Here is a 13,359-nt window from a genome sequence, read left to right on the forward strand (position 1 = left end):
GGGCTCCAGGACGACTTCGTTCGCACGCGCCGCGGGGGCCCGGGGCCCGGCCTCGTACGCTGCCCCCATGGCAGACGTACGCAATCCCTCCCCCGAATACGTCGCGTTCTGGCGCGAGAGCCACCTGTCCACGCTGACGACCCCCCGCCCGGACGGCACGCCGCACGTGGTGCCGGTGTGTGTGACGTACGACCCGGAGGCCGGGGTGGCACGGGTGATCACGGACGGGGGCAGCCGCAAGGTGGCCCACATCCGCGCGGCCGGCCCGGACGGGGCACGGGTGGCCGTCTGCCAGATCGACAGGGCCCGCTGGGCGACGCTGGAGGGCCGCGCGGTCGTCCGTACCGAGCCGGAGACCGTCAGGGACGCGGAGGCCCGCCACGAGGAGCGCTACGGCCGTCCGCCGCGGGTCAACCCGACCCGGGTCGTCATCGAGATCACCCTCGACCGGGCACTCGGCAGGGCCTGAGACCGCGCAGGGCCGCGGAGACAGCACAACGGCGCCACCGTGTTCAGGTCACGGTGGCGCCGCTGTGTGGGGGAAGCGCCTGGAGCGACAGGTGACGACGGGGGAATCGCTCAGGCACTGCGGGGGGTGGCGGAAAGGGGTTCTGCGTCGAACAGCTCGTGGTCGCGCTGATCGAGGTTGACGAAGATCATGCCGTACCTGACGGCACAGCGAACCGGCTGCGGCGCGCCGCGGGGCCGACGGAGACAGCGATAGGCGCGGACGTCCTCGTCCTCTTCCATCACCACGACGATCGGCTCTCCGAACAGGGTGACCATCAACGAGTCGCCACGGCGGGGGAGGGCCGTGAGCAGATCGATGAAATGCCACCCTGAGCGATAGGCGGTTGCCATCTCGCGCCGGAAGGTGCGGTCGTCCGGCGGGGTGCTCATGCGACCGTACGGGCCGGAGCGACCCAACCGATGTCACCTGGGGCCGCAGCAGGTGCGATCCAACCGATGTCACTGGGTGTTGCAGCCTGAACAGCCTTCTGCTCGCCGCTGCCGCCCGTGGCGCCGACGCCCGTCAGCCCGAGTCCAAGGGCCGCGACGAACGAGGCGGCAAGCGCCGAGCGAAGCATTCGCTTGTACATAGTCGGCTTCGTCCTCACTTGTGGATTCTTCTCCCCCGCACCTAAGACGATGTCCCACCTGGGCACACGAACACCACTGGGTCGATGCATCATGTTCCTGAATGTTCAGGAACCTGGGGGGTGGAGAAATGACCACAAGCCACATAAAGACGACACATCCTCACGGGATCACCGAACTATGCGAAGCAGGGGGGCGTCTTTACGCCACCGCGCTCCGGTCCGGCCGCATCGCCCGGTCCGAACTGGAACCCGCTCCGTGCCTGATGGAATTCGCCCTGCTCCATCCCGACCCTGACGATCCGGGCTGGCTCCGCCCGGTACCGCCGGCAGCGGCGCTGGCCCAGCACCTGCACCCCATAGAACGCGAGATCCAGGAACGCCGACGGCATTCGGTGGAACTGACCGAATCCTTCGAACCATTTATGGACATCAGCGCCCAGGGTCCGCCCATGACGCATGCCATCACCGTGCTGGAAGGCGTCAACCGGATCAACGCCGCCCTCGACCTCGCGACCACGGAATGCCGGACCGAGGTGCTCACCGTCCAGCCGGGCGGCGGACGGAACGAGGACCAGCTCAGCAAGTCGCTGGAGCGCGGACTGTCCGTCGTCCACCGCGGGGTACGCATCCGTACCCTCTACCAGCACACGGTGCGCCACAGCCCCAGCACCCTGGCCTACGCCGAACGCATAGCCAACGACAACGTGGAGATCCGGACACTCGAAGAGCTCATCGAGCGCCTGATCGTCTTCGACCGCACGGTCGCCTTCATCCCCGCCCAGGACGACCGCCAGGTCGCCCTGGAACTGCGCCACCCCGGCCTCGTCGAATACCTCGTGAAGGTCTTCGAACAGCTCTGGACCCGTGCCGCGCCACTCCTCGAAGAGGTCAAGTACGACCCGATGCCGCAGGGAATCAGCGGTGTTCAGCGTTCCATCGCCCAACTCCTCGTCGAGGGACACGTCGACGACTCCATCGCCCGCCGGCTCGGCATGAACGTCCGGACCTGCCGTGCCCATGTGGCCAAACTCTCCGCCGCCCTGGGCAGCAGCAGCCGTGCCCAACTCGGCTATCTGATCGCGCGGTCAGGAATCCTGGACCAGAACTCCTGAAGCCCGGGCCGGAACACCCGAAGCCTCCGCCGGCCACCGCCCTCCCTCACTCGTCGTCCACCCTGCCCGGGACACGGCCGCACACGGGGGAGAGCGCGGCCGCGCCCCGGAACCATCGAAGAAGATCCCCGGCTCCTCGATGAGCCGAGCTTTTCGCGCCCTTTAGGCTTTGACCACCGTCATCTTGTTGCACTGCAAAAAGTGGGGGGCCCAAAATGCATACAGAGGGGGCAAACCGGGCCCATGCGCACGGAAACAGGGAACTGTGTCCACCCGCCGTCCGGCTCTACGAGACAGCTCTCCGCGACGGCCGCATCGCCCGCGCCGAGATCCTGTCGGCCCCCTGCCTGATCGAGATGGCACTGCTCCACCCCGACCCGCTCGACGACGCGTGGATGCGCCCCGTGCCTCCGTCGGCGGCGCTGGCGCACCTGCTGGGCCCCATCACCCGCGAGATCGACGAGCGCATCCGGCTCACCGCCGCGCTGAGCAGTTCACTCGCCCCGCTGGCAGAGGTGGCGAGCGACGACCCGAACCTCGCCATCACCGTCCTCGAGGGCCGGAGCCTCATCGCCGAATCCCTGCGGAACGCCTCCGCCGTCGCACGGGAGGAAGTGCTCACCGCGCAGCCGGGCGGCAACCGCATGACCGACAACCTCGGGCAGGGCCTGGAGAACGCACGGGCCGTCATCGCGGCCGGCGGCCGCATGCGCCACCTCTACCAGCACCCCGTGCGCTACAGCCCGGGATTCGCCGCGTATCTGAGCCAACTCCCGCCGGGGCACCTGGAAGTCCGGACCATGGAGCAGACCATCGACCGGCTGATCATCTTCGACCGCACGGTCGCCTACGTTCCCGCCACGCCCGACCGCAGCGCCGCCCTGGAGATCCGCCACCCCGCCCTCGTCCGCTACCTGGTCCAGGTCTACGAAGTCCTGTGGGCGCAGGCCACCCCGTACCGCCGACAACTCCCCGCCACGGCCCCGGACGCCCCCGTAACCGCCGTCCAGCTCAGCATCGCCCGCCTCCTCACCGAGGGCCACGTCGACGACGTCGTCGCCCGCAAGATGGGCATCAGCGTCCGCACCTGCCGCGCCCACATCGCCAAGCTCATGCAGGCCCTCGGCGCCACCAGCCGCACCCATCTCGGCGCCCTCCTCGTCCGCTCGGGCATCTCCGAGACAGACCGCGACGAGGCCTGACCCGCACGACCGCCCGACCCCCGCACGACCGCCCGACCGCCTCACCTGTACGACCGCCTCACCCCGCACGACCGAAGGACCACGAAGCCCGGATGACCGATACCACCCCCGCGCCCGGCCCCGCCCCCCTGCCCGCCACCGTCGAGGACGACCACCACGGGGAAATCCTCGTCGAACTCGTCGGCGAGCAGCGCGAGATGCTCGTCGTGAGCGGCGAGGGGATCCCCCGCGTCGTCCTCACCCGCGCGCCCGGGGCCGAGGTCGACGACCACATCCTCATCGGCACCCGCGACCCCCGCCGGCTCACGCTCACCGTGGACGGCCACGACGCCACGATCAGGCCCGGGAAGGGGAAGCTCCGCCGCCGCTCCTACCGGGTCGACGTGCGCTGCGCGGGTACCGCCTACCGGCTCGTGCCCGACTCGATCCCGAGCAGCCGGCTGACCCGGAACGGCAAGCGCATCGGGGACTTCTCCTCGGTCGGCGGCGACCGGCGGGTGCTCGCCGAGTGGCGGGACGGGGCCGTCGTCGAGCCGGCCGACGCGGCGATCGGCTACACCCTCGCCGCCGCCTTCGGCACCGGCGGGCAGCCCATGTGGATGATGGCGGTCGAAACCGTCAGCGAGTTTCTGCCGTAGGGCCGGACAGCCACGCCCCCGGGCACACGAAACACCCCCCGGACACGCGAAAGGGGCCGGGAGGGCGTTCGATCGCCGCTCTCCCGGCCCCTTCGGGCGAAAGGCTCTTACTCCGTAGGCCGCTTCGGCTTCGGACGCCACACCACCAGCGCGCCCGTCTGCTGCACGTCCTGGTACGGCACCAGGTCCCGGCGGTACGAGGCGTGCACCTGGGCCTCGCGCTGCTGCATGGCGACCGCCGCGCCGTCCACCGCCGCCGAGAGCTCGGCGACGCGCTGCTGGAGCGCGGCCACCTGGTTCTCCAGCTCGATGATCCGCTTGATGCCCGCCAGGTTGATGCCCTCGTCCTGCGACAACTGCTGCACGGTGCGCAGCAGCTCGATGTCGCGGGCCGAGTAGCGCCGGCCGCGCCCGGCCGTACGGTCCGGGGAGACCAGGCCGAGACGGTCGTACTGGCGCAGCGTCTGCGGGTGGAGCCCCGAGAGCTGGGCCGCGATCGAGATCACGTACACCGGGGTCTCATCGGTCAGCTGGTACGGATTACGTCGACGGCCGTCCATCTCAAGCTCCCTTCGCGGCCTGGAACAGTTCCGCCCGCGGGTCCTCGTCCGCGGTCGCCTTCCGGTAGGCCTCCAGGGCGTCCCTGGCCTCCTGGCCCAGGTCCCTGGGGACCGCGACCTCCACGGTGACCAGCAGGTCGCCGCGGGTGCCGTCCTTGCGCACCGCGCCCTTGCCCCGGGCGCGCATCGTACGCCCGTTGGGGGTGCCGGCGGGAAGCTTCAGCGTGACCGGGGGTCCGCCGAGGGTGGGGACCTTGATGTCGCCGCCGAGCGTCGCCTCCGGGTACGTGACGGGCACGGTCACCGTGAGGTTGTCGCCCTTGCGGCCGAAGACCGGGTGGGCGTCGACGTGGACGACGACGTACAGATCGCCGGCCGGACCGCCGCGCTCCCCCGCCCCGCCCTTGCCGCGCAGCCGGATCCGCTGGCCGTCGGAGACGCCCGCCGGGATCCGCACCTGCATGGTGCGCGCCGACTTCGCCCGGCCGCTGCCCTTGCAGACGTCGCAGGGGTCCTGGGCGATGAGGCCCCGGCCCTTGCAGTCCACACAGGGGTCGGTGAGCGAGAAGCCGCCGCCGCTGCCGCGCGAGACCTGCCCCGTGCCGACACAGGTCGGGCAGACCCGGGGGGTGCCGTTCTTGTCGCCGGTGCCGGAACACGCCTTGCAGGGCGCCTGGCTGGACATCCGCAGCGGGACCGTGGCCCCGTCGACCGCCTCGGTGAAGCTGAGCGTCACCTCGGACTCGATGTCCTGGCCGCGCTTGGGCTGGACCCGGGTGCCGGTGCCGCCGCGGTTGAACAGCCCGCCGAAGACGTCGCCGAGACCGCCCCCGCCGCCGAAGCCGCCGCCCGCGCCGCCCTGTCCGCCGCCCGGGGCGCCGCCGCCGAAGAGGTCGCCCAGGTCGAAGTTGAAGTTGCCGCCCGCACCGCCGGGGCCGGCCCGGAAGCCGCCGTTGCCGAAGAGGGCGCGCGCCTCGTCGTACTCCTTGCGCTTCTTGGGGTCACCGAGGACGTCGTTCGCCTCGGAGATCTCCTTGAAGCGCTCCTCCGCCTTGGCGTCGTTCTTGTTGGCGTCCGGGTGGAACTCGCGGGCGAGCTTCCGGTACGCCTTCTTGACCTCGGCGTCGGTGGCGTCCTTGGGGACGCCGAGGACCTTGTAGTAGTCCTTCTCGACGAAGTCCTTCGTGCTCATCGACGTCCCTCCTTCCGGACGATCGGCCGAGCGGCCGGCCCGTGGGCCGGCCGCCGGGCCGGTCGGTGTGCACCGCGGTGATCAGACGTCTTCCCGTCAGACCTCCTCGGTGCCACCGCTCTCCTCGTCGTCTGCCTTCTTCTCTTCCTTCGCCGCGGCGGGCGTGGCGCCCGGCTGCGGCTCGGCGACGGCCACCCGCGCGGGGCGGATGGTGCGCTCGCCGATGCGATACCCCGGCTGAAGGATCGCCACGCAGGTCGTCTCGGTGACGTCCGGCGCGTAGCTGTGCATCAGGGCCTCGTGGATCGTCGGGTCGAAGGGCTCGCCCTCCTTGCCGAACTGCTGGAGGCCCAGCTTCGCGACGACGGTCTCCATCGATTCGGCCACCGACTTGAAGCCGCCGACCAGCTCGCCGTGTTCCCGCGCGCGGCCGACGTCGTCGAGCACGGGCAGGAGCTCGGACAGGAGGTTCGCGACAGCGATCTCCTTGACCGTGACCCGGTCCCGCTCGACGCGGCGGCGGTAGTTCTGATACTCGGCCTGGAGCCGCTGGAGGTCTGCCGTGCGCTCGTTGAGCGCCGTACGGACCTGGTCCAGCTGAGCCGTCAGACCGACGGTCGCATCGGTGTCCCCGGCCGGGGCCGCCGCCTCCTCCTCGGAGGGCGCGGCAGCCTTCGGCTCGGCGTCATCAGGGGTGGCGCCGGAGGGGACGTCGGGCTTCTCCTCGAAGCCCGGAGTCTCCTCGGTCACGCCGCACCGCCCTTGGTGTCCTTCTCGTCGTCCACGATCTCGGCGTCGACGACATCGTCATCGGCCTTGCCCTGGGCGTCGCCCGGCGCCTCGGCGCCCGGGGCCGCGCCCTCGGCCTGGGCGTTGGCGTACATCGCCTGGCCCAGCTTCTGGGAGACGGCGGCGACCTTCTCGGTGGCCGTACGGATCTCGGCGGTGTCCTCGCCCTTGAGCTTCTCCTTCAGCTCCTCGACCGCGGTCTCCACCTCCGTCTTGACGTCGCCGGGGACCTTGTCCTCGTTGTCCTTGAGGAACTTCTCCGTCTGGTAGACGAGCTGCTCGCCCTGGTTGCGCGACTCGGCGGCCTCGCGGCGGGCGTGGTCCTCCTCCGCGTACTTCTCGGCCTCTTCGCGCATCCGGTTGACCTCGTCCTTCGGCAGCGAGGAGCCGCCGGTGACGGTCATCTTCTGCTCCTTGCCGGTGCCGAGGTCCTTGGCGGCGACGTGCATGATGCCGTTGGCGTCGATGTCGAAGGCGACCTCGATCTGCGGGACACCGCGCGGGGCCGGCGGCAGACCGGTCAGCTCGAACATCCCGAGCTTCTTGTTGTACGCCGCGATCTCGCGCTCGCCCTGGTAGACCTGGATCTGCACGGACGGCTGGTTGTCCTCGGCCGTCGTGAAGATCTCGGAGCGCTTGGTCGGGATCGTGGTGTTGCGCTCGATGAGCTTGGTCATGATCCCTCCCTTGGTCTCGATGCCGAGGGACAGCGGGGTGACGTCGAGGAGCAGGACGTCCTTGACCTCGCCCTTGAGGACACCGGCCTGGAGCGAGGCGCCGATGGCGACGACCTCGTCCGGGTTCACACCCTTGTTGGCCTCCTGGCCGCCGGTCAGCTCCTTGACGAGCTCGGCGACGGCGGGCATACGGGTGGAGCCACCGACGAGAACGACGTGGTCGATCTCGGAGAGCTGGATGCCCGCGTCCTTGATGACGTTGTGGAACGGGGTCTTGCAGCGGTCCAGGAGGTCCGCGGTCAGCTGCTGGAACTGCGAGCGCGTGAGCTTCTCGTCCAGGTGCAGCGGGCCTTCGGCGGACGCCGTGATGTAGGGCAGGTTGATCGTGGTCTCGGTCGAGGACGAGAGCTCGATCTTCGCCTTCTCCGCGGCCTCGCGGAGACGCTGGAGAGCCATCTTGTCCTTGGACAGGTCCACGCCGTGCCCGTTGGCGAACTGCTTCACCAGGTAGTCGACGACACGCTGGTCCCAGTCGTCACCACCGAGGTGGTTGTCACCGTTGGTGGCCTTCACCTCGACGACGCCGTCGCCGATCTCCAGGAGGGACACGTCGAAGGTGCCGCCACCGAGGTCGAAGACGAGGATCGTCTGGTCGTCCTTGTCCAGGCCGTACGCCAGGGCGGCGGCGGTCGGCTCGTTGACGATGCGCAGGACGTTCAGGCCCGCGATCTCGCCGGCCTCCTTCGTCGCCTGGCGCTCGGAGTCGTTGAAGTACGCCGGGACGGTGATGACCGCGTCGGTGACCTTCTCGCCCAGGTAGGACTCGGCGTCGCGCTTCAGCTTCTGAAGGATGAAGGCGCTCATCTGCTGCGGGTTGAAGCTCTTGCCGTCGAGGTCGATCTTCCAGTCCGTGCCCATGTGGCGCTTGACGGAGCGGATGGTCCTGTCGACGTTGGTGACCGCCTGGCGCTTGGCGACCTCGCCGACGAGCACCTCGCCGTTCTTGGCGAAGGCGACGACGGACGGCGTGGTCCTGGCGCCTTCGGCGTTGGTGATGACGGTGGGCTCGCCGCCTTCGAGAACGCTGACGACGGAGTTAGTCGTGCCCAGGTCGATGCCGACCGCACGTGCCATTTCAATTCCTCCAACGGATTACTTGAGTGGATCTGACTCAAGAATGCACGACGCCCGTCCGCGAGTCAACAGACCTGAGTCGGACACGCTCAACTTAAGTGCTACCGGGAGCTTACGCAGAACTTATCCGCGCCGATCCGCGCCGATCCGCCCGCCACACCACCGCACCGGCGCACGCCACGCCCCTCGCACACCACCCGACCCACCGTCCCACCATGGGATCGTTCTGTCACAAATTGCCCCATCGAACCTCGAACCCCGGGCGGGCGCGATGCAGGACGCGAGGAAGCGACACGTACGGCAGGCGAGACGGGAGAACCTGCGGACGGGAAGCCGGGCGGGAGGCACAGGGGGGCCACCCTCACCCGCGTACGCGGCCGTGTCCGGCACGGCACGGGGCCACTTCCCCTCCCGCCCCGCCGCACGCCTGGCCGGCCTCTCCGACCGGGTCCGACGGCTCGCGGACCGCGCCTTTCCCCGTACGACGGCGGAACGCGCCCTGGACCTGGTGCTCGGCTCCGCACTGCTCGCCCTGACCGCCCCCGCCGTCGCCGTCGCCGCGCTCGTCCTGACCGCGCGGCGCACCCCGGGCGGCGCCTGGGACCGCCGACCCAGGACGGGCCTCGGCGGCCGGGTCTTCGAGCTGCGCACCCTGCGGACGCGAAGACTCCGCCTGGACCTGTTCTCCCGGCTGCCGCACGTCGTACGCGGCGATCTCGCCCTGGTCGGCCCCGCCCCCCTGGCCCCCGGCGCCCCCCGGACCACCGGCCCCGGCGCCCGGCAGTGGCGGCAGGAACTGCGGCCCGGCCTGACCGGTCTGGCGCAGGTGCGCGCCCGCTCGGGCATGCCGTGGGACGACCCCGCCCTGCTGGACCAGCACTACGCAGAGCACCATGGAGTGGTGCTCGACCTGGCGATCCTCGCCGAAGCCGCCCGCACCCCCCTGCGGCAACGGCTCACGAAGGCCCGCCGAACCAAGGCACACCTGAGCGACGCAGATCACCGCCCGCCCGGCTGCGGGAGGGTGGACGAAGTGGATAGTGTCACTACAGACTAATTAAGTTACTGCTTAGTAGTAGCAGGCAGTTCCACGCACTCAAGATCACGCACTCAACACATCACGCAACATCACGCACTCAACTGGATCCCGCTCTCGCAGGCCCGAGGAGCCCCACTCATGCAACTCGCCGCGATCATCGTGTCGCTGGTGCTGACGGTCGTCGGCGTTGCGCTCATCTGCCGAGCCGTCGCGCAGATCTACCGCTTCGTCCGTCTGGGCCAGCCGGTACCAGCAGGCAGCCGCACCGACGACCCCAAGGCCCGCACGATCACGCTGGTCAAGGAGTTCCTGGGCCACACCCGGATGAACCGGTGGGGCATCGTCGGCTTCGCCCACTGGTTCGTCGCGATCGGCTTCCTGACGCTGCCGCCCACGCTGCTCCAGGCGTACGGCCAGCTCTTCCAGGCCGACTGGGTGCTGCCGATCATCGGCACGTTCCTGCCGTTCGAGATGTACATCGAGTTCATCGGCCTGATGACGGTCGTGGGCATCGTGGCCCTGATGGTGATCCGGCTGGCGAACCTGCCCTCCCGGGCCGGCCGCAAGTCGCGCTTCGCGGGTTCGAAGGCCTGGCAGGCGTACTTCGTCGAGTACATCATCCTGACCATCGGCCTCGCGATCCTGGTGCTGCGCGGCCTCGAGGGCGCGATCCACCACGTCGAGAGCTACGACGCCGCGTACTTCGTGTCGTACCCGCTGGTGCTCGCCTTCAAGGGGCTGAGCCTCAGCACGCTCCAGACGCTCATCTACTTCACCGCGATGATCAAGATCGGCACCTCGCTGATCTGGATGATCACGGTCTCGCTCAACACCAACATGGGTGTCGCCTGGCACCGCTTCCTCGGCTTCCCGAACATCTGGTTCAAGCGGAACGCCGACGGCGAGGTCGCGCTCGGCGCGCTCCAGCCGATGACGACGGCGGGCAAGGAGATCGACTGGGACGACCCGGCCGAGGACGCGGTCTTCGGTGTCTCCCAGGTCGAGCAGTTCTCCTGGAAGGGCATCCTCGACTTCTCCACCTGCACCGAGTGCGGCCGCTGCCAGTCGCAGTGCCCCGCGTGGAACACCGGCAAGCCGCTCTCGCCGAAGCTCCTGATCATGTCGCTGCGCGACCACGCGCACGCCAAGGCCCCCTACCTGCTGGCCGGCGGCGGCAAGACGATGGAGGGCGAGGAGAAGGCCTCCGAGGAGCAGCTGAAGGACGTTCCCGCGGCCGCCCTCGCCGAGGCCGAGCGCCCGCTGATCGGCACCGCCGAGGAGAACGGCGTCATCGACCCGGACGTCCTGTGGTCCTGCACCACCTGCGGCGCCTGCGTCGAGCAGTGCCCGGTGGACATCGAGCACATCGACCACATCGTCGACATGCGCCGCTACCAGGTGATGATCGAGTCCTCGTTCCCGTCCGAGGCGGGCACGATGCTCAAGAACCTGGAGAAGAAGGGCAACCCCTGGGGGCTCGCCAAGAAGGCGCGCGTCGAGTGGACCAAGGAGGTCGACTTCGAGGTCCCGATCGTCGGCAAGGACGTCGAGGACCTCACCGAGGTCGACTACCTGTACTGGGTCGGCTGCGCGGGCGCCCTGGAGGACCGGGCCAAGAAGACCACCAAGGCCTTCGCGGAGCTGCTGCACATGGCGGGCGTCAAGTTCGCGATCATGGGCGGCGACGAGAAGTGCACCGGTGACTCCGCCCGCCGCCTGGGCAACGAGCCGCTGTTCCAGCAGCTCGGCCAGGAGAACGTGGCCATGCTGAACATGGCGTTTGGCGAGGACTCCGCCGAAGGTGAGGAAGGTGCCCCGGAGACGAAGAAGCCCAAGTCGTCGAAGAAGATCGTCGCGACCTGCCCGCACTGCTTCAACACGATCGCGAACGAGTACCCGCAGCTCGGCGGCGAGTACGAGGTCATCCACCACACCCAGCTGCTCCAGCACCTCATCGACGAGGGCAAGCTGATCCCGGTGACCCCGGTCGAGGGCCTGATCACGTACCACGACCCGTGCTACCTGGGCCGGCACAACAAGATCTACACCCCGCCGCGCGAGATCATCGCGAAGGTCCCGGGCCTGCGGAACGAGGAGATGCACCGCCACAAGGAGCGCGGCTTCTGCTGCGGCGCCGGCGGCGCGCGGATGTGGATGGAGGAGCGGATCGGCAAGCGCATCAACACCGAGCGCGTCGACGAGGCCCTCGCCCTCAACCCGGACATCGTCTCCACCGCCTGCCCGTTCTGCCTCGTCATGCTGACCGACTCGGTCAACGGCAAGAAGAACGACGGCCAGGCCAAGGAGTCCATCCAGGTCGTGGACGTCTCGCAGCTCCTCCTGGAGTCCGTGAAGACGCCCGTCGACCCGGCCGGTGAGCCGGAGCAGGTGGACGCACCGGAGCCGGAACCGGCAAAGTGACGTAACGCATCGGCGTGATGAGCGGCCGGACCTGCCTCGGGGGCAGGACCGGCCGCTTCTTCGTGTCCGGGGGCCGGGGGACTTGTTCATGTCCGGGGGCGGGGGGACTTCTTCGTGTCCGGGAGCCGGAGGGCGACGGCCGGGGGCGACGTGACGACCGCCGCAGAGGAACTGTGAACTCGGACATGTACGCGACGACGTAACTGGAGCATCATGTGCCCCGGAGAACCGTCAGGGCTCCCGGAACACCTCCCTCCCCGGCACCGACGCGGGGAGGCATATGCAGCCCCGAACACCGAACGAGGACCCCGTGCGCCCACGCACCAGCACCGAGCACCCGCAGGCAGCGGTCACCAGCCGGGTGAGCGCCGCCCTCGCCGTGGGCTGTACGGCCCTGCTGCTGGCGCTCACGGCCTGCACGGGCCCGTCCCCCGCGTCCGCGTCCGCGTCCGACGGCAAGAACGGCGACACCCCGCCCCCGGCGCAGGCGCGGACCCAGGCGGAGACGGTGAGCACCCCCGTACCCCGCGGCACCGGCAGCCGTGTCCCGTACGACTTCAACGGCGACGGCCACCGCGACCTGGTCATCGACGACCTGGTGAAGGCCCCCGAGGACAGCCACGGCGACGACGCGGGCATCGGCATCGTGTACGGCACCGGCGACCGCGACCGCCCCCTGGACCCGGCCACCCGGCAGCTGCTGAGCGCCCGCGCGAACGCGGCGAAGTCCGGCGACACCCTGCCCGCCGCGTTCGAGTCCGAGGCCGCCTGCGACCTGGACCGGGACGGCTTCACCGACCTGATCGTCTCCACCGACCCCCCGTACAACGGCATCGGCGCCCCGCCCGTACCGCTCCAGATCCTGTTCGGATCCCCGCAGGGCCTGACGGGCAAGGCGGTCACCCTGCGCATCCCGCAGCAGGCGCGGTACGGCAACGAGTGGCCCGAGCAGCCGGTCTGCGGCGACTTCGACGGCGACGGCAGGGCCGACCTCGCGGTCACCGCCAGCGCCGGCCAGGTCACGTTCCTGCACGGCCCCTTCACCCGCGCCGGGGCCCCGCGCAGCGCGGAGCTGCTGCCCGACGGCGGCCCGTACCTGTACGCCCCCGAGCCCCGGTCCGACACCGACGGCGACGGTTACGACGACCTCGTCGCCGCGGCCCGCCCGCACGCCCCCGGCCAGGCGGGCAAGGGCACCCTCCTCCTCGGCTCCGCGAAGGGCCCGGCACGCCCGGGCGGCGCGTACGCGTTCACGGCGGAGAACCTCCCCACCGCACCGCTGAAGACGACGGGCACCACCCGCACCACCCTCCTGAACCACGGCGACTACGACGGCGACAAGAAGCCGGACACGGTGGTGCGGACGTACCGGGGCGAGCGGCAGGACCTGATCGCGCTCTACCCGGCGGGTACCACGGACCGGCCCGTGGTCACCTTCTCCACGGCGCTGTTCCTCCCCTGAACTCCCCCTGCGGGGGCCCGGGGTGCGGCCCCT

General features: G+C 69.9%; 12 protein-coding genes. 7 read left to right on the forward strand and 5 right to left on the reverse strand.

Annotated features, from left to right (window positions below; all coding sequences use genetic code 11):
- Positions 1-67: 67 nt before the first annotated feature.
- Entirely contained in the window at positions 68-469 is a 402-nt protein-coding gene (locus tag A3Q37_RS19380; protein ID WP_065486337.1) for a pyridoxamine 5'-phosphate oxidase family protein, read from the forward strand.
- Between the two features lie 110 nt (positions 470-579).
- On the opposite strand, the gene A3Q37_RS19385 is transcribed toward A3Q37_RS19380, so the two are convergent.
- Positions 580-900, reverse strand: coding sequence for a hypothetical protein (locus tag A3Q37_RS19385; RefSeq protein WP_003967571.1), 321 nt, complete (start codon positions 898-900; stop codon positions 580-582).
- 301 nt (positions 901-1,201) lie between these two features.
- Here A3Q37_RS19385 and A3Q37_RS19390 point away from each other — a divergent pair, with 301 nt between their 5' ends.
- From A3Q37_RS19390 to A3Q37_RS19400, 3 genes are all read left to right on the forward strand, one after another.
- Positions 1,202-2,212 carry a helix-turn-helix transcriptional regulator gene (locus A3Q37_RS19390; RefSeq protein WP_176711460.1) on the forward strand — a complete coding sequence of 337 codons (1,011 nt, stop codon included), beginning with the start codon at positions 1,202-1,204 and terminating at the stop codon, positions 2,210-2,212.
- A gap of 215 nt (positions 2,213-2,427) precedes the next feature.
- Positions 2,428-3,414, forward strand: a complete 987-nt coding sequence (locus A3Q37_RS19395; RefSeq protein ID WP_065486343.1) for a helix-turn-helix transcriptional regulator — start codon at positions 2,428-2,430, stop codon at positions 3,412-3,414.
- Positions 3,415-3,506: 92 nt separating this feature from the next.
- Positions 3,507-4,052: a hypothetical protein gene (locus A3Q37_RS19400; protein WP_065486345.1), complete on the forward strand. Its 546-nt coding sequence runs from the start codon at positions 3,507-3,509 to the stop codon at positions 4,050-4,052.
- A gap of 107 nt (positions 4,053-4,159) precedes the next feature.
- On the opposite strand, the gene A3Q37_RS19405 is transcribed toward A3Q37_RS19400, so the two are convergent.
- From A3Q37_RS19405 to dnaK, 4 genes are all read right to left on the reverse strand, one after another.
- Positions 4,160-4,612: a heat shock protein transcriptional repressor HspR gene (locus A3Q37_RS19405; protein ID WP_032767066.1), complete on the reverse strand. Its 453-nt coding sequence runs from the start codon at positions 4,610-4,612 to the stop codon at positions 4,160-4,162.
- Position 4,613: 1 nt separating this feature from the next.
- Positions 4,614-5,804 (reverse strand): molecular chaperone DnaJ, encoded by a 1,191-nt coding sequence (gene dnaJ, locus A3Q37_RS19410; protein ID WP_032767067.1) that lies wholly within the window; start codon positions 5,802-5,804, stop codon positions 4,614-4,616.
- Positions 5,805-5,900: 96 nt separating this feature from the next.
- Positions 5,901-6,554: a nucleotide exchange factor GrpE gene (grpE, locus tag A3Q37_RS19415; protein ID WP_065486347.1), complete on the reverse strand. Its 654-nt coding sequence runs from the start codon at positions 6,552-6,554 to the stop codon at positions 5,901-5,903.
- Entirely contained in the window at positions 6,551-8,404 is a 1,854-nt protein-coding gene (dnaK, locus tag A3Q37_RS19420; protein WP_065486349.1) for a molecular chaperone DnaK, read from the reverse strand. The genes grpE and dnaK overlap by 4 nt, the downstream gene beginning before the upstream one ends.
- Positions 8,405-8,783: 379 nt before the next feature.
- Here dnaK and A3Q37_RS19425 point away from each other — a divergent pair, with 379 nt between their 5' ends.
- From A3Q37_RS19425 to A3Q37_RS19435, 3 genes are all read left to right on the forward strand, one after another.
- A complete protein-coding gene (locus A3Q37_RS19425; protein WP_065486352.1) occupies positions 8,784-9,461 on the forward strand; it encodes a sugar transferase in 678 nt (225 codons plus the stop codon).
- 120 nt (positions 9,462-9,581) lie between these two features.
- Complete coding sequence (locus tag A3Q37_RS19430) at positions 9,582-11,864, forward strand: (Fe-S)-binding protein (protein ID WP_065486356.1); 2,283 nt, start codon at positions 9,582-9,584, stop codon at positions 11,862-11,864.
- A 310-nt stretch (positions 11,865-12,174) separates the two neighbouring features.
- Positions 12,175-13,326, forward strand: coding sequence for a VCBS repeat-containing protein (locus A3Q37_RS19435; protein WP_255311864.1), 1,152 nt, complete (start codon positions 12,175-12,177; stop codon positions 13,324-13,326).
- Positions 13,327-13,359 lie beyond the last annotated feature (33 nt).

The sequence above is a fragment of the Streptomyces sp. PTY087I2 genome (assembly GCF_001687325.1).
Taxonomy (GTDB): Bacteria; Actinomycetota; Actinomycetes; order Streptomycetales; family Streptomycetaceae; genus Streptomyces.

Coding starts and splice junctions, on each gene's coding strand:
- A3Q37_RS19380 (WP_065486337.1), top strand. CDS start 68: ATGGCAGACGTACGCAATCCCTCCCCCGAATACGTCGCGTTCTGGCGC.
- A3Q37_RS19385 (WP_003967571.1), bottom strand. CDS start 900: ATGAGCACCCCGCCGGACGACCGCACCTTCCGGCGCGAGATGGCAACC.
- A3Q37_RS19390 (WP_176711460.1), top strand. CDS start 1,202: ATGTTCAGGAACCTGGGGGGTGGAGAAATGACCACAAGCCACATAAAG.
- A3Q37_RS19395 (WP_065486343.1), top strand. CDS start 2,428: ATGCATACAGAGGGGGCAAACCGGGCCCATGCGCACGGAAACAGGGAA.
- A3Q37_RS19400 (WP_065486345.1), top strand. CDS start 3,507: ATGACCGATACCACCCCCGCGCCCGGCCCCGCCCCCCTGCCCGCCACC.
- A3Q37_RS19405 (WP_032767066.1), bottom strand. CDS start 4,612: ATGGACGGCCGTCGACGTAATCCGTACCAGCTGACCGATGAGACCCCG.
- dnaJ (WP_032767067.1), bottom strand. CDS start 5,804: ATGAGCACGAAGGACTTCGTCGAGAAGGACTACTACAAGGTCCTCGGC.
- dnaK (WP_065486349.1), bottom strand. CDS start 8,404: ATGGCACGTGCGGTCGGCATCGACCTGGGCACGACTAACTCCGTCGTC.
- A3Q37_RS19430 (WP_065486356.1), top strand. CDS start 9,582: ATGCAACTCGCCGCGATCATCGTGTCGCTGGTGCTGACGGTCGTCGGC.